Genomic DNA, 22,152 nt, shown 5'->3' on the forward strand with positions numbered 1-22,152 from the left:
GTAGCGCACTCACACCACCCCCGGCAGAGCCTTGAGGCCCTCCAGCACACGCTGGAGCACCACCGGGCCGGCCACATCCACCGGGCGACGCGGCGCGGGGACACGCGGAAGGTTCGAAGACGGCCACAACACCGCGAACGCTCGCACACGTTTGGCCCGACGCGGACGACGCCAACGGATCGACTGTTCGGCACGCCAACGCACATGCGCCAGCTCGGACAGGTTCAGGTAACGGGCACGCAAGAGCGCACACCTCCTCAAGGGGGCGCCGGACGAGGGATCCAATCCGGGATTTCGAGTTAGCATCATCATGGATCCTGAATTTCCGATTTTCAAGAAGGAGCGGAAATCCGGTCCGGGAAATCCCTGAATGTCCAGTTCAGGTGCCCGAAGGATCTAGGATCTGGAGTGACCAGCCTTCTGGGAGAGTGATGACTCAGCGCTACAGCCCCACTGTTCGGCGCCGACGCCTGTCCGACGAGCTTCGGCGTCGGCGCACTGACGCGCGGATGACCCTCGATGACGCTGTCGAGGCCGCTGAGATGTCGCGCACGACCATCAGCAACATCGAATCCGGCGTGAAGAAGAGACCTCAGGTGCACGAGGTCAAAGCGTTGCTCGACGCCTACGCAGTGACGGCGGCAGAGGAGCGAGACGAGATCCTGAACCTGGTTCGACAATCACGAGAACGAGGTTGGTGGACCAAGTACAGAGATGTACTCAGCGGCAAGTTCATCGGGTTCGAGGCCGAAGCCAGCGTGATCAGCACGTGGGAGCCGCTGGTGATCCCAGGTCTGCTCCAAGTCCCGGAGTACTCACGTCTGCTCGCCAAGGCTGCGAAGGTCGGCGATGAGCACGGCATACAGCGCGCGGTCGATGCCCGTATCGAACGCCAGCGCATTCTCAACTCGGACCCTCCTGAGTTGTGGGCAGTGTTCTCTGAGGCTTCCTTGCTTGCTCTGTCCGAGCATCCGGATGTACTCAAGAGACAGGCCGGGTACTTGATGGAGGCGGCGCGGTCCGCCACCACCACCCTGCAGATGACTCCGGCGCACCGTCTTACCCCGGGGCTGGGTGGCCCTTTCGTGATCATGGACTTTCCGGAATCGGTCGACCCGTCCATCGTCTTCTTGGAGACGGACACCGATGGGCTGTACCTGGAAGAGCCCGATGAAGTGGCTCGTTACCGAAACACTTTCGGCCATCTTCGAATCGCTGCTCTCAGCCCGGATGAGACCGTGGAGCGCCTGACAGAAATGATCACCTAGGAACCGATAATGAATTCGACCTCAATCAATCACCGCGATGCCGCCATCCCGAGTGGCCTCTTCCGAAAGTCCTCCTACAGTCAGCCGCAGGGGCAGAACTGCGTCGAGGTCGCGGACCTGCCCAGTGGCGCTGCCGTGCGTGACACCCAGAACCGCGAGGCCGGACACTTGAAGTTCCCCTCGTCAGAGTGGACAGCGTTGCTGCGCGCCTCCAAGTAGCCCGACGTGACGAAGGCCCCCAGCTTTCGCTGGGGGCCTTCGCCGTGCTTTACCTGAAAGCATCCCAAGGGAACTCTACCCCTCTACGGCGGGCGGGGATAGATTCCCCGTGCCGCCGTGCAAGACCGGCGGCTGCGGTGCGGTCCCTGAAAACACCCGATCGACGGCCAACCCGCCCCTCCATGGGTATGCGTACGTTCCCGATCGATATGTCGACATGAGGAAACCGTGTGCCCACGAACCTCGTCCCCCTTTCCCCGGCGAACCGACGCGAGTCCGGTCACAGCGCCAACGCCGGCGACCGCGTCGAGATCGCCGACACTCCCCATACACGCGCGGTCAGGGACACGAGGAACCGCGAGGACGGTTATCCGACCTTCGCTCATCGGGAGTGGGCTGCTCTGCTCAGGTGCACAGACCCTCCCCGGTAGTCGAGCAACGCCTGGGCACTGAAGGCTCCGCCTTGCCAGGAAGCGCCCGGGCACGGGTCGAAGCCAAGCGGAGGCCCAAAGAAAGGACGGACCCCTGTCCGTGCGTGTTCTCGCAAGGCCCGGCAGGATGGGGCGCGACGAAAGGGAGCGTTCGTGAGCGACGTGACGAGCACCGCCGGGGCACCGGCACTGACCCCCGCACGACGTTGGCTGGTTCTGGCCGCGGTCTCCGCCGGGTTGCTGTTGATCTCCGTGGACATGACGGTGCTGTACACGGCACTACCGACCCTGAGCGCCGATCTCGGCGCCGACGCCTCCCAGCGTCTGTGGATCATCAACGCCTACCCATTGGTGATGGCGGGGCTGCTACTGGGGGCCGGCACCCTCGGCGACCGGGTCGGGCACAAGCGCATGTACCTGATCGGGCTGGTGCTGTTCGGCCTGGCCTCCCTGGTCGCCGCCTACGCGGCGACCCCACAGATGCTCATCGCCGGGCGGGCCTTCCTGGCGGTGGGCGCGGCCGCGATGATGCCGGCGACGTTGTCGCTCATCCGCATCACGTTCACCGACGAACACGAGCGGGGCATCGCGATCGGTGTGTGGGGGACCATGGCCATGGTCGGCGCGGCCGTGGGGCCGATCGTCGGCGGGCTGCTGCTCGCCTACTTCTGGTGGGGGTCGGTGTTCCTCGTGAACGTGCCCATCGTGCTGGCGGCCCTGGCGCTGGCCGCGGTGGTCGCGCCGGGCGGCTCGGGCGGTGCGGAGCGGCCCTGGGACCTGCTCGGTTCGGTGCAGGTCATGGCCGGTCTCGCCGGTGCGGTGTACGCGATCAAGGAGGTCACCGGGCCCGCCCCCGACGCGATGGTCGCGTTCGTCGCGCTGGCGGTCTCCGTGACGGGGTGGTGGACCTTCGTGCGTCGCCAGAGCGGGCGTGCCTACCCCCTGATCGACTTCGCGCTGCTGCGCGACCCCCGCATCCTCATCGGGGTGCTCGCCGCCGCCATGGCGATGTTCGCCGTCGCCGGGGTGCAACTGGTCCTGACCCAGCGGCTCCAGCTGGTGCTGGACCTGACCCCGTTCCGCGCCGGACTGGTGGTGGCAGCCATGGCCTTGGGCGCGCTGCCGGTGGGGATCACGGCGGGGGCGTTGCTGTCCCGCCTGGGCACCCGACCGGTGATCGGTGCGGGGCTGTTGGCGACGGGGGCGGGGACCGCCCTGGTCCTGGTCACGCCGCACGCCCCGCTCTCCTGGACGGTCGCCGGTCTGTTGCTGGCGGGTGCCGGGACCGGCGCCGCGATGACCGCGGCCTCGGCGGCGATCGTGGGCCACGCCCCCGAGCACCGCGCCGGGATGGCGTCCTCGGTGGAGGAGGTCTCCTACGAGCTCGGCAGTCTGTCCGGGGTCGCGATCCTGGGCAGTGTGCTGGCCGCCGTCTACACCCGCACGGTGGTCCCGCCCCCGGGTGCGCCGGCCGGGACCGTCGAGGGTCTGGACGAGGCACGGGCGATCGCGTCGGGGATGGAGGGCGACGCGGCGGCCGCCCTCCTGGAGGAGGCCGTGCGCGCCTTCGACAACGGGTACCGGGCGACCCTGCTGATCGCCACCGTCGTGCTGTGGGCGAGCGGGGTGTTCGCTCTGCTGTACAAGCGGCGCGCCGTGCCCGAGGAGGCCCCCGCGCAGTCGTCGGGCACGTGAGGTCAGCCCGGCCGCGCGGCGAAGGCCGGATGCGCGCGCGGTCCTCCGGCAGGGTGGTCTCCCAGTCCTCGGACAGAGGGGTCCAGGCGGCGGGCTGGTCGGCCTCGCCCCCCAGAGGGAGCCCGGGGTCCAGGACCGCGCCGAAGACGACGCCGAGGGTGGGCGACCAGTCCGCGCGGTAGGAGCGCACGCACACGGCCAGGGGGACGGTGGACAGCTCCGCGCTCACCCCGGTCTCCTCCGCCAGCTCCCGGGCGGCGGCCTCGCGCGGGGTCTCCCCGGGGTCGACCGTGCCCCCGGGGACCACCCATCCGCGCCATCGGTGCCGCACGAGCAGGACCCGGCTCCGGTCCGGATCGAGGGCCCAGACCTCCGCGGACAGCGGGGGGACCCGGTCCTGCTCGATGGCCGTGCGCAGCCAGGTGTGGGCGTCGTCGTACCGCGCGTGGGCGCTCAGGGTGTCGGCCAGGGCGGCGTCCAGGGTGCGCCGGGCCGGGGGGTCGTTCCTCACGGTCGGTACCCTACGCGGACCCGGCTCAGCGGGCGACGCGGAAGAACCCCTCGGAGATGAGGGTGCGCAACGCGTCCGGTGTGCGTTGGCGGATCATCTCCGGGTCCTCCCCCATGAGTTCGGCGATGGCGTCGAGCAGCGGACCCACCGGCATCGTGCCGTCGCAGACGCTGGCCAGGGCCGCCTCCACGGTGCCGATCCGGGCCACCCGGTGCAGACCCTCGCGCTGGCGGAGCAGGATCTTCTCCGGATCGGGGGCGCCGGGGAGCGCCACCCGCTCCTCGACCACACCCGGGGCGAGCGCCACGTGCGCCGCCAGCAGGGCGGCGTCGGTGAGCCGGTGCGCGGTCATCGCCCCGTCCACCACGTCCGGCAGGTAGCGCCCCACCGGCTGCTCGACCTCGTGTCGCAGTTCCTCGACGCGGACCGTGGCGTCCTGCGCGACGTCGTTGCGCAGGCTGATCCACCCGAAACCGATCCCCTTGATGCCCTCGCGCTCGAAGTAGTCCAACCAGGCGTCGTAGCGGCGGGTGTACTCGGGGGTCCCGTGCTCGCAGGAGTCGCGCAGCCACAGCTCCACGTACTCGGCGGGGTCCTGGACGTCGCGCTGGACGACCCACCCGGAACAGCCGGTCCCGGTGATCCAGCCGCCGACCCGGTCCTCCCAGTCGTCGCCGTCGGTGTGCGTCCAGTTGGCCAGGAACTGGGCCCAGCCACCCTCGGTGAGGTGGACGGGCGCCTGGCGGACCAGCTCGGCGCAGACGGTGTCCCCGGGCAGGTCGGACTCGCGATAGGTGAACCGCGCCGCCTCGGGGGTGATGACGAACGGGGGGTTGGACACGATCAGGTCGAAGCGTTCGCCCTTGACCGGTTCGAACAGCGATCCCTGGGCCAGACGGGCGTCGTGGACTCCGGACAGCGCCAGACTGATCCCCGCCAGGTGCACGGCGCGCGGGTTGAGGTCGGTGGCCACCACCTCCCGTGCGCGGGAGGCCAGGTGCAGGGCCTGCACCCCGCAGCCGGTCCCCAGGTCCAGAGCGCGCTCGAAGGGGCCGTCGACCATCAACCGGGACAGGTTGGCGGAGGCGCCGCCGGCGCCCACCACGTGGTCGTGCCGGGGCACGTCGCCGCTGCCGGGCCGGACCTTGGGGTCGGACACCACGAACCCGGGACGTCCGTCCTCCAACTCCCAGGGACCCAGGTGCACGAGGGCGCGCACCACGGGACCGTCGGGTCCCTCGTCGACGGAGACCAGTGCGGCCTCGGCGAGTTCGTCCACGGGGAGGATCGCGCGGGCCGCGCGCAGGGGGATGGGACTGCGCAGCCACCACAGGCGCAGGAGCAGTCCGAGGCGTTCCTCTCCACCGGTGGCGCGCAGCGCGGGCACCAGCTGTTCGCGGGCCAGGGCCTTGGCGGCGGCGTCGCCGAGCCGGTCGCGGACACCGGACACCGTGTAGTCGGCGTCGATGAGGATGCCGCGGAGGCGGTCGGCGAGACCGCGCGGAAAATCTGTCTCAGACACCCGCCCATTATCGGTCAGGCTCGCGGTGCACCCGGCACTGGTCAGGGGGTGCCCGTTCGGCGCTCGATCCGCTCGGCGGCGCGTTCGTCCGCCTCGTCCCGCTTGCGGAAGAGGCGGGGGATGTAGAGGAACCCGAAGACGCCGAGGGCGATTCCGGTCACACAGACACCGATCCACCAGCGTTCGGAGTCGGGGAGGGTGTCGCCGAGGGCGAGCAGTACGACGAGCGCGACCGCCCACGCGGCGATGCCGATGGCGGCCGGCACGCGGTAGTCGGTCTCGTGGACGTCCGGGTCGGGTCGGCGAGGTGTGCGCACGGGTTCAGGCTATCCGGTGTGATCCGGCACGGGGGTGACGGTGCGACGTGGGAGGTCGGGGTGAGGGACGGGTTGGTCACACCGGCGCATCCGATCCTCCGGTCGTATGGCGTTTTCTCTGAATCAGAGGTGAAACACGTGGCCTGTGTTGTACGAAGATGCAACTAATCTGGCGCAGAATCCTTGTTGTCCAGTAACACGACCAGGTCAGGCTGAGGACGTGAACGCACCCACTCCACCCCCCTCCGACGTGTCGGGCCGGGGCAGAACCGCCGGTGGTCCCCTGGACCGCTTCTTCCACATCTCCGAGCGCGGCTCGACCCTGGGCACCGAGATCCGGGGCGGTCTGGCGACCTTCTTCGCCATGGCCTACATCCTGGTGCTGAACCCGCTGATCCTCGGTGAGGCCACCGACATCACCGGTGCGCAGCTCGACATCCCCCAGTTGGTCGCCGTCACGGCCCTGGTCGCCGCGATCAGCAGCATCCTCATGGGGTTCGTCAGTCGCTACCCGTTCGCCCTGGCGGCCGGGATGGGGCTGAACGCGGTCGTGGCCTACGCCATCGCGCCGATGATGACCTGGGCGGACGTCTTCCTGCTCCTCATCCTCGAAGGCATCATCCTCACCATCCTGGTGTTGACGGGCTTCCGCACGGCGGTCTTCGCCGCCATCCCGGCGGGACTCAAGATCGCCATCGGTGTCGGTGTGGGGCTGTTCCTCACCATCATCGGGTTCGTGAACTCCGGCTTCGTGCAGGTGGACGAGGCCACCCTCGGCCAGCTGGGCAACGGCGGCCTCACCTCGATGCCGCTCCTGGTCTTCGTCCTGGGTCTGGCGATCACCATCGGTCTGTACGTGCGCCGCGTCCCTGGCGCGATGCTGCTCGGCATCGTGATCGCCACGCTCATCGCGATCGGCGTGCAGGCCCTCGCCGCCGGCCGTGACCTGGCCTGGCAGCTGCCGGCCTCGGTGCCCGAGCTGCCGACCTCGGCGGGCGACGTCGTCGCCTGGCCGGACTTCTCCCTCATCGGGCTCTTCCTGGAGGGCGGCTTCACCGGCCGTTGGGCCGACGTCGGCATCGCCACCCTGGTGATGCTGCTGTTCACGCTGATGCTGGCCGACTTCTTCGACACCATGGGCACCATGGTGGGCGTGGCCCACCAGGCCGACCTGGTCGACGAGGAGGGCAACCTGCCCAAGACCCGCGAGGTCCTCACGATGGACGCCTTCGGCACCATCTTCGGCGGCGCGGCCTCGGCCTCCATCGCGACGGTCTACGCGGAGTCCGCGGCCGGTGTCGCGGAGGGCGCGCGTACCGGTATCGCCCCCATCGTGACCGGTCTGATGATGTTCATCGCGACCCTGTTCTCGCCGCTGGTCACCATCGTCCCGTTCGAGGCCGCCACCCCGGTGCTCATCATGGTCGGCTTCATGATGATGACGCCGATCGGCAAGATCGACTTCTCCGACCCGGCCATCGGCCTGGGCTCGTTCTTCGCGATCGTGATGATGCCCTTCACCTACTCGATCGCCAACGGCATCGGGTTCGCGCTCATCGTCTACACGTTCGTGCGCCTGGTCCAGGGCAGGTGGCGGCAGATCCACCCGCTCATGTGGATCATCTCGCTCGTCTTCCTGATCCACTTCGCGGAGCACCCGATCTACCTGATGATCGGCTGATCCTCCCCGGACCCCGCCTCCGTCCCGCACGGACGTCGGGCCGTCCCACGTGCGACGGGGAATGGACACGAGGGTGAACGGCGTTGACTCCAGAGATGAGTCAACGCCGTTTACTTCTTTGCCCCCGAATCTCCGTCGCGATGGTGGTTCCCACCCCCCTCCACGGGTCCGCCCGTCAGGGGAGGGGATGATGCGACGTATCGCGATGTTCCGTTCCCTGTCCGTGCGCAACTACCGGATCTACGCGCTCGGACAGCTCGTGTCCAACCCCGGAACCTGGATGCAGCGCATCGCCCAGGACTGGTTGGTGCTCCAGCTCAGTGGCGGCAGCGGTATCGCGCTCGGGATGACCACGGCCCTGCAGTTCCTGCCCATGCTCCTCTTCGGGCTCTGGGGCGGCGCCATGGTCGACCGGTTCGACAAACGCCGCCTGCTGATACTCACCCAGTCCGGGATGGGCGTCCTCGCCGTGGCGCTCGGTGTGCTGGCGACCCTCGGCGCCGCCGAGGTCTGGCACGTCTACCTCTTCGCCTTCGGCCTGGGCATGATCACCGTGCTCGACAACCCGGGACGGCAGGCCTTCGTACCGGAGATCGTCGACCGTGACCTGCTGCCCAACGCGATCGCGCTCAACAGCGCCAGCTTCCAGCTGGGGCGGGTCACCGGTCCGGCCATCGCCGGTCTGCTGATCGGCCTCATCGGCAGCGGCCCGGTGTTCATGATCAACGGCGCCTCGTTCGCCTTCACGATCGTGGCGCTCCTGCTGATCCGCACCGCCGAGCTCAACCCCACCGAACGTGTGCCGCGCGGCAAGGGGCAGATCCGGGAGGGTCTGCGCTACATCGGCGGACGGCGCGACCTCGTCCTGCTCCTGGTCCTGGCCGCGTCCGTGCAGTTCTTCGGCGCCAACGGCCAGAACCAGATCGCCCTCATGGTCAACAACGTGTTCGAGAGCGGTGCCGAGGCGTTCGGCGTGGCCGCGGCCTCGCTCGCGGTGGGCGCGCTGTTGGGCGCGCTGTTGGCCGCCCGACGCGAACATCCGCGCCTGCGGTTGGTGCTCATCGGCTCGATGGGCTTCGGTGTCGCCCAGGTGGTGGCCGGGCTCGTACCCGGATACGTGGCGTTCGTCGTGGTGCTCGTGCCCATGGGTGTGCTCTTCATGACCTACGTGACCACCCTGAACGCCACCTTCCAGCTCAGCGTCGATCCGCAGATGCGCGGCCGGGCGATGAGCATGTTCCTGCTCGTGTTCATGGGGGTGGCACCGATCGGCGCCCCGGTGGTGGGCCTGCTCGCCGACGCGTTCGGCCCCCGGTTCAGCCTGATCCTGGGCGGTGCGGTGACCATGGTCGTGGTCGCGGTGCTGTCGGCCCTGCTCATGCGGATCAAGGGCGTGAGCGTGCGCGACCTGCTCCCGACCCGCGGCGGCGGTGGGCGTCCCCGCGCCGAGGACACGGCACCGACCGAGGACGCGCACCGGAGCGCCGCCGACCCCGACCGCGCCGATCCGGCCGCCGCGACGCTCGACGTCACCGCCGCGCCGGGGTCACAGGGCGCGCCCGAGGCGGAGCGGCTCCCGGAGCCGCGGCCGGAGGAGGACCGAGGACTCAGGCGGTGACCACGCGCGTCACCATGGTCGCCGAGCTCACCAGCAGCACCACCAGGACGGTGCGGCGGAAGAGCTCGGCGTTCAGCCTCCGGAAGAGGCGTTCCCCGGCGTAGGTCCCGAGCACGAGGGCCGGGACGCCCACGGCCACCAGACCGCCCACCTGAGGGGTCAGTTGGCCGCCGAACCCGAACCCGACCAGCGTCACCGTGCTGGTCGCCGAGAACGCCACGGCGAGCGTGGCGCGCTGGACCCGCGGTTCCAGGTCGGCCAGCCGGGACCCCTGGAGACCGGCCACCATGATCGGCCCGTCGATCGCGGTCGCGGCGAAGGCGGCGCCCGAGAGCGCGCTCATGCCCGCCACCGCGCCCAGGCCCCCGGGGACGCGTACCCGCAACGCCACCAGCAGGGTGCCGACCACCACCGAGAGCGCGATGAGCAGCACCAGCGTCGACTCCGTCAGCACGTTGAGCGCCCACAGCCCGAACGGGACCCCGACCAGCGCGCACACCAGTAGCAATAGGGCGCCCCCACGGTCCACGTGGGCCCGGTCGCGGGCGGCGACCCACAGGTTCAGCGGCACGGCGAGGGTCGCGGCGATCACCACAGCGCTCACCGGGTCCACCAACAGGGCCAGGGGCGGGACGGCGACCAGCGCGAAGCCGAAACCGGCGACGATCCGGACCAGTGCGGCCATGGTGAGCACGACGAACACGCCGGCGAGGACGGACACGGGGCGGCTCACAGGGGAAGGTGGGGGAAGGGACCCGGTGACCCTAACCGGACGTTCGGGTTCGCGCCTAACGGAGGAGGGATGATCCCATGAGGTTGTTCGTCGCGTTGTGGCCCTCGGAGGAGGTCCTCGACGCGCTGGGCGAGGCGGTGCGCCGAGGGCGTCGCCACGAACCGCGGCTGCGCTGGACCCACAGCGCGGAGTGGCACCTCACCCTCGTGTTCCTCGGCGACGTCGGGGAGGACCAGGTCCCCGCGCTCACCGACGCGCTCCACCGGGCCCTCGACGGGCACACCGCCCCCGAACTGACGCTCGACGGGTGGGGCACCTTCCCCGACCGGGGCGCCGACGCCTCCGTGTTCTGGGCCGGTGTGGACGGAACGCTGGACGGGGTGGTCGACGATCTGACCTCCGCCGCCCGCACGAGCGGGGTACCGGTCGGATCACGGCCCTTCGTGCCGCACCTCACTCTGGCCCGGGCGCGACCGCCGCGTCCCCCGGGCGACATCCTGCGCGCGCTGGGCGACCTGCCCCGGATCGGTTGGCGCGCCGACCGGGTCGACCTGGTGGAGAGTCGCCCCGCAAGGGCCGACCGCTACCGGACCGCCCGGACCTGGCGACTACCCTGGGGTGGCGATTCCCAACGAGCATCGGAGCGGGGCACACCATGAGCATGCTCACCAACAACCGGAAGCAGCGCTGGCTGCTGCCCGTGGTGCTCGGTTCCATCATGGCCATCGTCGTCCTGGGCGCTCTTCTCGGCTGATCCGGGCGGCCCCCGTCGCGCACCCGGCCTCGTATCCGTGGCCGCGACGGCGTCGCGGGGGAGTGGCCCGGACCCTCGCAACGCATGAAGCAGGGGCGCACCTTCCCCGAGGCGGACCCGGCCTCAGGCGGTGGCCGAGGCCAGGCCGGCGGCGTGCTCGATGAGCGCGGCGTTGTCGAAGGCCTCCGTCCCGTCCGGCAACCGCATCGTGTCCTCCAACCCGATCCGGATGTCACGCCCGGTGTCCAGGGCGACCTCCAGCATCGGCCACGCGGTGGCGTCCGCGCCGTGCAGCAGTCGGGGCGCCCGCACCCTCGCGCGGTCCAGCAGCGCGTTGATCGCGTCCGCGTTGCGCAGCGCGTCCTCCATCGCCACCTGGGTGGGTTCCACCAGGACCGCGGACACCTCGATCTCCGTGGCCACCAGGATCCGGGCCGCCTCCACCGTCCACACCCCCGCCTCCACCGCCACTCGTCGGTCGCCCAACAGGTGCACCAGGTCCACCGAACCCGCCTCGTGCAGGTTCACCGACACCGAGTCCGGTAACGCCGGGGAGGCCCATCGCTGCACGAGGTCGTAGCGCCGCCAGGGGTCGGACTCCGCCGACAGGGCGGTGGTGAGGGAGACCGGCACGTCGGGACCGTCGGCCCGGATCCGCTCCATCAGCGTGCCCACCACGGACGGTTCCAGGGACTCCGCGCCCCCGGGGTCCCGCGGGTGGATGTGCAGGGCGGTCGCCCCCGCCTCCACCACCGCGTGCGCATCGGCGACGAGCTGGTCGACGGACACGGGCAGGGAGGGGTGGGCCCCCGGGCGGCGATCACCGTTGAGACAGGCGACGATCCTCATGCGGACTCTCCTTACGGCGCTCTGTAAGCCGAATGTGCCCGCTCACGTCCGGGTGCAAGCCACTTGTGGGATCCCCTGGCAGGATGTCCGTCATGAGAACACCCCTGGGCCTCGTCGCGGCCGCCTTGCTCGTCCTCGCCCCCGCGGCACCCGCCGCGGCCGACCCCGAGCCTTCCGAGGACGGGACGGGAGGCATGGACTACCCGCGCGGCGGTGAGGGCCCGGAGGGGTCGGAGATCGCCTTCGAGTTCCAGGATCCGCGGATCTCCGAGTCCAGCGGACTGGCCCCGTCGCTGCGCCACGAGGGCGTGTGGTGGACGCACAACGACAGCGGCGACCACCCCAGTGAGGTGTACGCCGTGAACGAGGACGGCGAGACCCTCGCCACGGTCACCCTGAACCTGGAGCGCCGTGACTGGGAGGCGGTCAGCGTCGCGCACGGGCCCGACGGCGAACCGGCGGTGTTCGTGGGCGACATCGGGGACAACTTCGGCGGGGGCTGGCCGAACATCCGGGTGTACCACTTCGCCGAACCCGAGGTCCTCGGCGACATGGTCCTCGACCCGGCGGTGCTGACCTTCACCTACGAGGACGGTGGTCGCGACGCCGAGGGCATGATGATCGACCCCCGCGACGGTCGTCTGTACGTGGTCTCCAAGGAGTTCTCCGGAGGCGTGTACGCGGCCCCCGAGAACCTGGACCCGGAGGGGGAGAACGTCCTGGAGCGGATCGACTCCGCGCCCCTGTTCGCCACCGACGCCGCCTTCAGCGCCGACGGCACCCGGTACGCCGTGCGCACGTACTGGGGGGTGACCGTCTACGACTCCGCCGATGGGGTCCCGGGGACCTCCGTGGGCTCCTTCGACCTGCCGGAGATGGAACAGGGCGAGTCGGTGGCCTTCCTCCCGGACGGCACGGCGCTCATGGCCGGGACGGAAGGGGAGCACTCCCCGGTCTGGCGGGTGCCGTTGGAGGGCGCCCAGTTGCCCGAGCACGCCACGGAGGACGCCCCCGCGGAGTCGTCCCCGGACGCCCCCGAGGCCTCGCCCGAGGCGGCCGAGGAGGAGCGGGGGGCCACCCTGGGCGCCGCTCCGCTCATCCTCGTGGGAGGCGCCGTCGCCGCGCTCCTCATCGGCGCCATCGTCTGGCTGGCCCGGCGCGGCTGAACGGGCCCGGCGGGTTCAGGGGCCTTCGGTACGGCGCTCGCGCAGGGCGCGGACCTCGGCCCGGTTGCCGCAGCGGTCCATGGAGCACCGGCGGCGCCGCCCCGGGCGCGAGGTGTCCACGAACAGCAGCCGGCAGTCGTGCGCGGAGCACTCGCGGACGCGGTGGACGTGGTCGCCGGTGAGGAGGTCGATGGCGTCGCGGGCGAACTCCGACACGGCCTGTGCGGCGTCGCGGGGCTGCGTCCAGGCGGAGCCTTCCGTCGACGGACGGACGGCCGGGGCGCCGGCGGGGCGTGCGCGGCGGCGGCGTTGATCCGCGTGAGTTCCGCGTCGCCCGGCCGCTCGGGCAGGGCGCGCAGCACGCCGTGCAGGACGTCGCGCGGGTCCCGGGCGTCGCGGAGCTCGGCCTCGCTCACCCGGACCCGGGCGGGGTCGAGGCGCAGGCCGCAGACGCCCCGCCGGCGCGCCAGGTCCTCGGCTTCGTGCAGGGTCTCCCACTGGGCGAACGCACCGGGGCCGCCGGTGACCAGCGGCTCCAGGCAGAGGCTCCCCGGGTCGAAGTAGTGGTCGGAACCGTCGGGGGTGTCATCGGCACGCCCGTTGTGCTCTGTCTCACGTAACCAGTATGAGTGGAATCAGAGGGCGGGACCGGTCCCGCCCCCGATCGGAGGAGTGGGACGATGGCTCTCGACTACCAGATCGTCGTGGACTGCGCCGCGCCGCTCACGCTCTCCCGCTTCTGGGCGCGGGCGCTGGGATACGAGCCCGAGGACAACAGCGCGCTCATCGAGCAGGTGGCGGCCCAGGGGCTGGCCGGTGAGGACGACTACACCGTGGTCGACGGCCGCAAGGCCTGGCGCACCCTCGCGGCCATCCGCCACCCGGAGGACCCCGTGCACCCGTTCACGGGGGCCGGGCAGGGTCGGCGGATCCTCTTCCAGCAGGTGCCCGAGCCCAAGACCGTCAAGAACCGCATGCACTTGGACCTGAGGGCGGGCCCGGGGAACCGTGACGCCGAGGTGGCCCGCCTGGAACGTCTGGGCGCCGTCGCCGTCGCGGTGGTCGAGGAACCCGGGGCCTCGCACGTGACCATGCGCGACCCCGAGGGCAACGAGTTCGACGTGCAGTGACGCCGTCGCCTGCGCGCGCCTCGCGTCGGGTTCCGGTCACTCGGCCCGGTCCCCGCGCCGCCACGGGCCGCGGGGTGGGGTGCGCGCCGATCGGGCGGGCACGGTCACCGAACGCCGGAGGCGACCCGAGTCGGGCACCGGTGGTCCGGTCGTGACCGACGACCGGACCCGATGTCCGGGGCCGGCGTGGGCGGAGGTCGTCCACCCGCGGGGCCGCCCTCAGTCGACCGGCTGCGGGTCCAGGAAGTGCTCGCGGCACAGGAACGCGTGCCGGGAGAAGTCGGTGAAGACACCGTCCACACCGACCTCGAAGAACACCTCGTACTCGGCGGCGAAACCGCCGTAGTCCTTGGGGTCGCCGTCCGAACGCAGGTCGGTGGGCAGGAAGTGGTTCTCGCTGCGGAACGTGTAGGGGTGCACCAACAGGCCCGCCTCGTGGGCGTCGTCCACCAGGGTGGTGGGCTCGCCCAGGGAGCCGTCCTCTCCGGTGGGCACGACCAGGCTCTTGTGCGGGCCGATGGCGTGCGCGAACGTCGCCACCTCGGCCAACCCGTCCGGGGTCGTGTAGTGCAGCCAGTGCTCCTCGGTGCCCATCAGGTACACCAGGGGCAGCTCGGTCTCGGCGAGCCTGCGCAGGCTCTCGGCCTCGAAGGACTGCAGGAACACCGGGACCGCGGGCTCCTCGCCGACGAGCTCCGCCTCGCGCAGCGCCGCGATCAGCGGCGGTTCCAGGTCCAGCCCCTGGGACACGTGGTACTCGGGGTGCTTGGTCTCGGGGTAGATCCCGATCGGGCGGCCCATCTCCTTGGTCAGGGAGAGGGCCAGCGCGATGACCTCCTGGAGGGTCGGGATCTCATAGGTCCCGTCCATCACCGCGTTCTCCGGGCGGACCTTCGCCATCCGCTCGCGAGCGCGCAGGGTCTTGACCTCGGCCAGGGTGAAGTCCTGGGCGAAGAACCCCTCCACCGTGCGGCCGTCGATCGTCCGGGTGGTGCGCCGGTCGGCGAACTCCGGACGGTCGGCCACGTCGGTGGTCTCACCGATCTCCTGCTCGTGCCGGCAGATCAGGTGGCCGTCCTTGGTGGCGACCAGGTCCATCTCGATGAAGTCGCCCCCGTGCCGGGCCCCCAGTTCGTAGGAGGCCAGGGTGTGCTCGGGCCGATGCCCCGACGCGCCCCGGTGCGAAATGATCTTGATGGGGAGTTCTTTCTTGTTCCTGCGCACAGTCGAACCGTCCTGGGAAACGATGATCGGAAGTAAGAGGAGGAGGCCGACCCACGCACGGCGGGTCGGCTTCCATTCTCCAGCGTCGTCGGGCCGGGTCAGGACAGCTTGGTGAGCACGTGGTCGATGCACTCGGTGAGCGCGTTGACGTCGCTCGGTTCCACGGCGGGGAACATCGCCACACGCAGCTGGTTGCGGCCGAGCTTGCGGTAGGGCTCGGTGTCCACGACGCCGTTGGCCCGCAGCACCTGGGCGATCCGGGCGGCGTCGACGTCCTCGGAGAAGTCGATGGTGCCCACGACCTGGGAGCGCTTGGCGGGGTCGGTCACGAAGGGCGTGGTGACCGGGGAACGGTCCGCCCAGTTGTAGAGGATGGAGGAGGACTCGTGGGTACGGGCCACGGTCCACTTCAGCCCGCCGTGCTCGTTCATCCACTCCAGCTGCTCGGCCAGGAGCAGCAGGGTCGCCACGGCCGGGGTGTTGTAGGTCTGGTCCTTGCCGGAGTTGGCGATCGCGGTGGGCAGCGAGAAGAACTCGGGCACGTAGCGACCGCTCGCGGCGATCTCCTCCACCCGGGCCAGCGCCCTGGGCGACATGATCGCGATCCACAGGCCGCCGTCGGCGGCGAAGCTCTTCTGCGGGGCGAAGTAGTAGACGTCGGTCTCGGTGATGTCCACCGGAAGACCGCCCGCGCCACTGGTGGCGTCCACGAGTACGAGGGCGTCCTCGTCGGCGCCGGCGACGCGCGTGATCGGCGCGGCCACACCCGTGGAGGTCTCGTTGTGGGTGAGGGCGTACACGTCCACACCGGCCTCGGCGACGGCCTCACCGTGGCTGCCCGGGTCGGTGCTGATCACCGTGGGCGTGTCCAGCCAGGGGGCGCCCTCGACGACCTTGGCGAACTTGCCGGAGAACTCACCGAAGGACAGGTGCTGCGACTTGGAGCGCACCAGACCGTGGGCGGCGATGTCCCAGAAGGCGGTGGTGCCGCCGTTGCCCAGCACCACCTCGTAGCCGTCGGGCAGGGAGAACAGGTCGCGCACCCCGGCGCGGACCCGGCCCACGAGGGACTTCACGGGCTTCTTCCGGTGGGAGGTTCCGAGGTAGTGGGAGCCGGAGGCGGCGAGCGCGTCGAGCTGGGCGGCCCGGACTTTGGACGGGCCGCTCCCGAAACGACCGTCGGCGGGCAGCAGGTTCGCGGGAATCTGAATCTCGGTCACACCGCACAGCGTAGTGGTGAGCCGGGTGACGGCGCCGGTCAGGGCGAGGATTCCCGGCGTGAAACCACGTGAATGAACGGGGGATCCTCACACGAAGTGTTCCGCCGGCCGGTATTGGTCAGTGACGATTACGCCTCACCGGGTCGAAAACGGATGCGTGTGCTGTCTAATGGGGCGCTCGTCTGGGGTGACGAGCGACACGATCCCGGGAAGGAGAGCACCCAGTGGCCGACCGGACGCCCGACCACCGATCGGACGGCACCTCTCAGGGAACCGAGGCCGCGCCCGGGTTCCTCGCGGTCTTCGAGGCGCTCCGCGCACGCCCGGGCCGCAGACTGCAGCGGCGACTGCGCCGGATGGAGACCCGGGTGGCCCGTCGGCGCCCCGCGGGCAAGGGGAACCGCCAACGCGGGGACCTGGCGGAACCGCCGCCCGTGCTCGACCTCGTCCTCGACGACCCCACCGACCACGCCCAGGTCCGGCGCATGCTCGTCGAGCGGTGCGCCGTCGACCCGGTGTGGACCCTGCCCGTCGGACCCGACGACGGGACCGCCCCGCCCGCACCGGGCGTGGAGCAGGGCGAGGACCCGGCGGAGCGGACCGGGACGTCGGTCTCCGAGATCGGGTCCACCGGGCCCCCACCGTCCGGTCCGGCGGGGTGGTTCCTGGGCGGCCGTAGGCTCCGGCGCAATCCGCGCGCCCACCCCGAGCCGACCGAGACCGTCCCGCGCGCCCTGCCGCGCCCCCGGTTCGAGGCACGCGACTCCGACACCGACGTCACCACCGACGAGCTCTACGACCTGATCGAACGCCTGGTGGAGGGCGGGTTCGCCTGGCAGGGGTCCCCGCCGGACCCGCCTCGGGGCCGCAGGCCCCCGACCCCGACGGCGCTGCCGCGCCTGCGTTCACTGTTGTGGCTGCGCCGCTGCGACCTCACCGAGATCCGGAGCCGGGCCAGTGGGGACCGGTCCGAGAAGACGCCCGAGCACGGGCGCCTGGAGAACTCCAGCCAGGCCCAGGTCGCGGTCATCAACGGGCTGCGCGAGGCGCGCCTGCGCAACGCGATCGCGCAACGGGACGCCCTGCTCGACCGCGCCCGGCAGGCCGCCCACGACCCCGACGAGGTCGAGGCGCCGCAGCGGATCGAGCTCCTGCGGGCCCGTGCGCTCGTGTACTGGCGCAGGCTCGCGCGCGGCGCGGCCGAGACCTCCCGGTGGGTCACCCGGATCTCCGGCAAGGCCACCTTCGGCCTCTTCGACGAGAAGGTCCTCACCCCGCTGGCCTTCATCGTCTCGCTCGTGGTGGCGGCGACCCCCTTCGCCTTCGTCGGTCTGGCCGCCCAGCAGCTGAACGAGATCGTCTCCCTCTTGGTCGGTCTGCTCCTGGCCGGGGTGTACCTGCTCACCGTGTTCTTCTTCTTCCTGCCCTGGCGGCCCTACCTGTGGCTCAACCACCACCGGTACGCCATGGACCGGAGCGACGGGGAGGCCTCCGAACAGCACGACCAGGACCAGGGGCGCTTCGGTCGGCACCGGGCGCGCGGTGTCCACCTGCTCAACGAGCTCCACCACCCCGAACGCAACAAGGGGCGGATCGGCGACGACGACCAGCCGAGGGGGACCCGGCCGCCCGGCACCCACCGGATCGCGGTGAACGCCCTGCTCGACGACCTCCACCGGGCCTACGGGGCGCATCGGCGGCGCGGCCGGGCCCGCACCGGCCGTCCCGTACTCGTCTACGAACAGCGGCGTCTGGACCGGGTCGGTCGCTATCTCGTCCGGTTGATCGAGGACGAGCGGTTGCGGCGCGCCTTCCCCGACCCCCTGGTGCTCGTCCAGATCCGCGACCGGGACCAGGAGGGCGCGCTCGTGGACGGGCGGGTCCGCGCCGCCCGGCACGACCACCTGCCCGAGTTCGACGGCACCGACCGCGTCCCCGGGGAGGTGCGCCGTTGGCTCCGGGAGCGTCACCTGTCCGGGGCGCTGGGCGCCCGCCGGACCCTCACCCTGCGGGTCGAGGGCCTGACGGAGGCGGCCAGGGGGCGGTCCTGGCGCGCCCAGCCCACGTGGGTGCTGACCCGTCCGGCCCGTGCCGGGCTCCTCACCGGGGTCGGGGCGATCTCGACGGCCGTCCTGGTGCTGGTCGGCCTGGTCCTCGTCCCGGCGCAGGTCCAGGCGATCCGGCCCTGCGTGCAGGAGGGCGTCCACGAGCCCCAGGGCATCACCAGGGTGGGTCGGGAGTGCGTGGGGGTGACCTTCGGCGCCTTCGTGTTCAACGACCGCCTGGAGCAGGTCACCGAACTCATTCGGGAACAGAACGCGGCCGTGGACGCCGACGACGACCCCTACGTCACCATCGCCCACATCGCGGAGCTGAGCATCGCCGACCCGGACGACCCCTCCCTGTCCGGCGGCCAGGGCGAACTGCTCGGTCTCGCCTACCAACAACGCGAGCACAACCGGCACCGCGAGCGGCACCAGCCCGCCATCAAGCTCCTCATCGGCAACGCCGGGGAGAACTGGGCGCACGCCATGGTCACCGCGGAGGAGATCGTGGCCCGGGCCGAGAACGAGCGGCTCGGTATGGACCGGCCGATCGCCGCCGTCGGTTTCGGGCACAGCGTGGTCAACAACAGTCGGGCCATCCAGAAGGTCGGCGAGGCCGCCCTGACGATGGTGGGCACCACGGCGACCTTCGACGACGTCGCGCAGTTCGGTGCCCGTGAGCACAGCGAGTTCTACTTCCCGGTCGCGCCGTCCAACAGCAGGATCGCCGAACAGGCCGCGCACTGGGCCCGGCACGGTGTCCCCCGGAGCGTCGCGGAGGGCCGGGAGATCGGTCTTCCCGGCCACGAGACCGCCGTGGCGATCGCGAGCGCCCAGACCGACGCCGAGGGCGGCGCCCACGAGCAGTACGGGCCCCACCTGGCCCAGGAGTTCATGGCGGCCTTCGTCGACCGCGGCGGCGCGGTCTGGGAGGGCACGGAGGACCTCGGGTCCGACGAGTACGACGACCAGGGGGTGCTGCTCTACCAGGACGGCCACCTGGAGACCGACACCACCTACAGGGAGCACCTGGAGCGCCTGTGCTCGGACGAGGACCCGCCCGACCTGCTCTACTACGCCGGCCGCTCGGACGACTTCACCCGGTTCTACCGCGACTTCATGCGTTCCGGGGGAGAGGAGTGCAACGGCGGCGGGATGACCATCCTCGGGGGTGACGACATCTCCAAGTTCGTCTCCGACTCCGAGGTGCTCATCGAGCGCAACTCCGTCCACCACCCGGTCTTCTACACGCCGCTGGCCCCCAGCGGCCCCTGGGGCGTCCAGGAGGGCGACTCCGGAGGGAGCGATCAGGGCTTCTACGAGGACATCGACGACCTCCTCAGGGAGCTCCACGCGGACGACGCGCGGGGTGCGCAGGCCCGGGAGGAGCCGAACGGGGAGGAGGGGGAGGACGGAGCGGGCCTGCCGTCCGCGGAACGGCTGCCCTCCATCGCCCACGCCGCGGTCGGCAACGACGCCCTGCTGGTGCTCGCCAACGCCCTGCCGGCCACCGGACCGACCGAGGAGGACCCGCGGCTCCCGGGGCTCCGGCAGCGGTTGGGTCTGGTGCGCCCCGCCTTCCTGGCGACCCAGGAGGACTATCAGGAGAAGCGGGACGCGATCCACGGCGCCGTCAAGACCTCCGGCACGTTCACCGGCGTCTCCGGGTACATCACCTTCGACTCCGCCAACGACGGCAACTGGTTCGGGGGCCGCATGGTGCAGCTGGTGGTCGTCGGCCCGCGCGTGCGCAACGACGAGACCGGTGAGGTGCAGCGCCAGCACGTGCTCGAACGCTGCGGCATGCGCAACTCCACCACCGTCGAGCCCGGTCGGCGGTGCCTTCCCGTCGGCCCGGACGAGGAGGGGTGAGCGGCAGGCCCGTGACGACGGACACGCGGGAGACGGGGGCCGGCCGGCGTCCACGGGGTCCGGCGCGAGATCATGCCGGGTGTGGACCACCAGAACCCCGCCGAGCTGCGGAAACCGTACATGGGTGAGCCCCTGCGTCGATCGGACCTCGCGGACGGGCCGATGACCCAGTTCGGCCTGTGGTTCGACGAGGCCCACGCGTCCGGGCTCGCCGAACCCAACGCCATGGTGCTGTCCTCGGTGGAACCCTCCGGGTTCCCCCGCTCCCGCACCGTGCTCATGAAGGGCTACGACGACTCCGGTCTGCGCTTCTTCACCAACTACACCTCGCGCAAGGGGCAGGCGCTGGAGGCCGACCCACGGGCGTCGGTGGTGTTCCCCTGGCACGCGATCCGACGGCAGGTGCTGTTCGCGGGGCGCGTGGAGCGCCTCGACGAGGAGGAGAACGACCGGTACTTCGCCTCACGCCCCCGCGGCTCCCAACTGGGCGCCTGGGCGAGCGAACGCCAGTCGCAGCCCGTGGCCGACCGTGAGGACCTGGACCACCTCTTCCACGAGTTCGACTCGGTCTGGGGGCCGGACGAACACGTTCCGCGGCCCGCCTACTGGGGCGGCTACCGGCTGATCCCGCACGAGGTGGAGTTCTGGCAGGGCGGGCGGGACCGCATGCACGACCGGTTCCGGTACCTGCGCGCCGAGGACGGAACGTGGGAGATCACGCGGCTCGCCCCCTGAGGTCGCGTCCGCGACGCGCGCTCGTGTGCGTGGACCCGCCGCGGCCCGGGAGGAACCGGGCGGCGGCGCCGCCACCTCCCCGCGCACCCGTCGGAGGGTGATGTCGGTCGCCTCGCGCACGGGCTCGGTCGAGCGTGGGAGGTTTTCTCTCTCGGGGGACAGGGACTTTGGTGAGTTCGATCTTCGACCGGAGGCCCCGCACGTCCGTGACCTCGGTCCCTTGCGCGGCGTTGGGGTGTGGGAACGCTCCGTGTCCGCATCGTGAGACGCCCGCGAAATCCACGCACGGTACGCCGCGATATGCTGGACGCATCGGTGGTCGCTCCCGCGGTCCAGCGGACGTCCCGGTCCCCACTCGGCCCCAGGGAATCACGTGGTCCCGGCCTGTGTTGAGAGAGACCCGCCGTGCCCGCCGCGAACGCGCGCCGGGCACAGAGCCTTGGGAGGGGAGTCTTGACCGCACACGGGCTGATCGACACCACGGAGATGTACCTCCGTACGGTCTTCGAGCTCGAAGAGGAGGGCATCGTCCCGCTTCGAGCCCGGATCGCCGAGCGCCTGCACCAGAGCGGACCCACGGTGAGCCAGACGGTCGCCCGTATGGAGCGAGACGGCCTGCTGCGGGTCGAGAACGACCGACACCTGGTGATGACCGCCGAGGGTCGCAGGCTGGCCACCCACGTCATGCGCAAGCACCGGCTCGCCGAGCGTCTGCTCGTCGACGTCATCGGTCTGCCGTGGGAGGACGTCCACATCGAGGCCTGCCGCTGGGAGCACGTCATCTCGGAGGCCGTCGAGGAGCGTCTGGTGACGCTGCTCAACGCCCCGTCGGTGTGCCCGCACGGCAACCCGATCCCGGGACTCGACGAACTCGGACTGGAGGGATACGCTCCCGAGCCGTTCACGGACGACTCCATCGTGCCGATGGTGGACGCCGCGACCAACGCGGACGCCACCGTCACCGTGCGTCGGATCAGCGAACAGCTCCAGCCGGACGCCGACATCATGCTGACCTTGCGCGAATCCGGGGTACAACCCGGACAGGAAGTAGTACTTCGGGCTTCGGACGACGGGGTGCGGATCATCGGCGAGGACGGGCACACCGACCTGCCCGCCGACGTCGCCGGACACATCTTCGTCGCCAAGCCGTGAAGCGTACGTA

20 protein-coding genes and 1 pseudogene are annotated in these 22,152 nt (G+C 70.9%); 12 read left to right on the plus strand and 9 right to left on the minus strand.

Annotated features, from left to right (window positions below; translation table 11 throughout):
• Positions 1-9 precede the first annotated feature (9 nt).
• Complete coding sequence (locus DSY14_RS13270) at positions 10-243, minus strand: hypothetical protein (RefSeq protein ID WP_211716840.1); 234 nt, start codon at positions 241-243, stop codon at positions 10-12.
• Between the two features lie 188 nt (positions 244-431).
• Here DSY14_RS13270 and DSY14_RS13275 point away from each other — a divergent pair, with 188 nt between their 5' ends.
• The 4 genes from DSY14_RS13275 (at position 432) to DSY14_RS28730 (ending at position 3,613) form a co-directional block, all read left to right on the plus strand.
• Positions 432-1,268 (plus strand): helix-turn-helix transcriptional regulator, encoded by an 837-nt coding sequence (locus DSY14_RS13275; RefSeq protein ID WP_211716841.1) that lies wholly within the window; start codon positions 432-434, stop codon positions 1,266-1,268.
• 9 nt (positions 1,269-1,277) lie between these two features.
• The gene (locus DSY14_RS13280; protein WP_211716842.1) at positions 1,278-1,487 is read left to right on the plus strand and encodes a DUF397 domain-containing protein; all 210 of its coding nucleotides are present in this window, start codon (positions 1,278-1,280) and stop codon (positions 1,485-1,487) included.
• A 230-nt stretch (positions 1,488-1,717) separates the two neighbouring features.
• Positions 1,718-1,918, plus strand: a complete 201-nt coding sequence (locus DSY14_RS13285; RefSeq protein WP_211716843.1) for a DUF397 domain-containing protein — start codon at positions 1,718-1,720, stop codon at positions 1,916-1,918.
• Between the two features lie 153 nt (positions 1,919-2,071).
• Positions 2,072-3,613 (plus strand): MFS transporter, encoded by a 1,542-nt coding sequence (locus tag DSY14_RS28730; RefSeq protein ID WP_307851211.1) that lies wholly within the window; start codon positions 2,072-2,074, stop codon positions 3,611-3,613.
• A 79-nt stretch (positions 3,614-3,692) separates the two neighbouring features.
• On the opposite strand, the pseudogene DSY14_RS29450 reads toward DSY14_RS28730, so the two are convergent.
• The 3 genes and pseudogenes from DSY14_RS29450 to DSY14_RS13300 form a co-directional block, all read right to left on the minus strand.
• Positions 3,693-4,124 (minus strand): annotated as a pseudogene (locus DSY14_RS29450) (NUDIX domain-containing protein); the annotation flags it as partial.
• A 25-nt stretch (positions 4,125-4,149) separates the two neighbouring features.
• Positions 4,150-5,646 (minus strand): class I SAM-dependent methyltransferase, encoded by a 1,497-nt coding sequence (locus tag DSY14_RS13295; RefSeq protein WP_211716844.1) that lies wholly within the window; start codon positions 5,644-5,646, stop codon positions 4,150-4,152.
• A 41-nt stretch (positions 5,647-5,687) separates the two neighbouring features.
• Positions 5,688-5,963 (minus strand): DUF2530 domain-containing protein, encoded by a 276-nt coding sequence (locus DSY14_RS13300; protein ID WP_211716845.1) that lies wholly within the window; start codon positions 5,961-5,963, stop codon positions 5,688-5,690.
• 220 nt (positions 5,964-6,183) lie between these two features.
• Between DSY14_RS13300 and DSY14_RS13305 the strand changes: the two genes are divergently transcribed.
• Positions 6,184-7,644: an NCS2 family permease gene (locus DSY14_RS13305; RefSeq protein WP_211716846.1), complete on the plus strand. Its 1,461-nt coding sequence runs from the start codon at positions 6,184-6,186 to the stop codon at positions 7,642-7,644.
• A gap of 190 nt (positions 7,645-7,834) precedes the next feature.
• A complete protein-coding gene (locus DSY14_RS13310; protein ID WP_211716862.1) occupies positions 7,835-9,262 on the plus strand; it encodes an MFS transporter in 1,428 nt (475 codons plus the stop codon).
• Here the strand turns inward: DSY14_RS13310 and DSY14_RS13315 are convergent.
• Positions 9,252-9,995, minus strand: a complete 744-nt coding sequence (locus DSY14_RS13315; RefSeq protein ID WP_307851212.1) for a sulfite exporter TauE/SafE family protein — start codon at positions 9,993-9,995, stop codon at positions 9,252-9,254. The genes DSY14_RS13310 and DSY14_RS13315 overlap by 11 nt on opposite strands.
• Positions 9,996-10,072: 77 nt before the next feature.
• On the opposite strand from DSY14_RS13315, the gene thpR reads away from it, so the two are divergent.
• Complete coding sequence (thpR, locus tag DSY14_RS13320) at positions 10,073-10,654, plus strand: RNA 2',3'-cyclic phosphodiesterase (protein WP_211716847.1); 582 nt, start codon at positions 10,073-10,075, stop codon at positions 10,652-10,654.
• Between the two features lie 218 nt (positions 10,655-10,872).
• Here the strand turns inward: thpR and DSY14_RS13325 are convergent, their stop codons facing one another.
• Complete coding sequence (locus DSY14_RS13325) at positions 10,873-11,598, minus strand: 3-keto-5-aminohexanoate cleavage protein (protein ID WP_211716848.1); 726 nt, start codon at positions 11,596-11,598, stop codon at positions 10,873-10,875.
• A 92-nt stretch (positions 11,599-11,690) separates the two neighbouring features.
• Between DSY14_RS13325 and DSY14_RS13330 the strand changes: the two genes are divergently transcribed.
• Positions 11,691-12,764 carry a YncE family protein gene (locus tag DSY14_RS13330; protein WP_211716849.1) on the plus strand — a complete coding sequence of 358 codons (1,074 nt, stop codon included), beginning with the start codon at positions 11,691-11,693 and terminating at the stop codon, positions 12,762-12,764.
• 15 nt (positions 12,765-12,779) lie between these two features.
• On the opposite strand, the gene DSY14_RS29455 is transcribed toward DSY14_RS13330, so the two are convergent.
• Complete coding sequence (locus tag DSY14_RS29455) at positions 12,780-12,980, minus strand: CGNR zinc finger domain-containing protein (RefSeq protein WP_307851213.1); 201 nt, start codon at positions 12,978-12,980, stop codon at positions 12,780-12,782.
• A gap of 464 nt (positions 12,981-13,444) precedes the next feature.
• On the opposite strand from DSY14_RS29455, the gene DSY14_RS13340 reads away from it, so the two are divergent.
• Positions 13,445-13,894, plus strand: coding sequence for a VOC family protein (locus DSY14_RS13340; protein WP_211716850.1), 450 nt, complete (start codon positions 13,445-13,447; stop codon positions 13,892-13,894).
• 219 nt (positions 13,895-14,113) lie between these two features.
• Here DSY14_RS13340 and DSY14_RS13345 read toward each other — a convergent pair whose 3' ends face one another.
• Positions 14,114-15,118, minus strand: a complete 1,005-nt coding sequence (locus DSY14_RS13345; protein ID WP_211716851.1) for a glycerophosphodiester phosphodiesterase family protein — start codon at positions 15,116-15,118, stop codon at positions 14,114-14,116.
• A gap of 98 nt (positions 15,119-15,216) precedes the next feature.
• Positions 15,217-16,338, minus strand: coding sequence for a phosphoserine transaminase (serC, locus tag DSY14_RS13350; protein ID WP_211716852.1), 1,122 nt, complete (start codon positions 16,336-16,338; stop codon positions 15,217-15,219).
• Between the two features lie 224 nt (positions 16,339-16,562).
• Between serC and DSY14_RS13355 the strand changes: the two genes are divergently transcribed.
• The 3 genes from DSY14_RS13355 (at position 16,563) to DSY14_RS13365 (ending at position 22,142) form a co-directional block, all read left to right on the plus strand.
• On the plus strand, positions 16,563-20,255 hold the full coding sequence (locus tag DSY14_RS13355) for an ABC transporter substrate-binding protein (RefSeq protein ID WP_211716853.1): 3,693 nt from the start codon (positions 16,563-16,565) through the stop codon (positions 20,253-20,255).
• Between the two features lie 81 nt (positions 20,256-20,336).
• Positions 20,337-20,990 (plus strand): pyridoxamine 5'-phosphate oxidase, encoded by a 654-nt coding sequence (gene pdxH, locus DSY14_RS13360; protein WP_211716854.1) that lies wholly within the window; start codon positions 20,337-20,339, stop codon positions 20,988-20,990.
• Between the two features lie 453 nt (positions 20,991-21,443).
• On the plus strand, positions 21,444-22,142 hold the full coding sequence (locus tag DSY14_RS13365; protein WP_211716855.1) for a metal-dependent transcriptional regulator: 699 nt from the start codon (positions 21,444-21,446) through the stop codon (positions 22,140-22,142).
• Positions 22,143-22,152 lie beyond the last annotated feature (10 nt).

The sequence above is a fragment of the Nocardiopsis sp. MG754419 genome (assembly GCF_018207095.1).
Classification (GTDB): Bacteria; Actinomycetota; Actinomycetes; order Streptosporangiales; family Streptosporangiaceae; genus Nocardiopsis.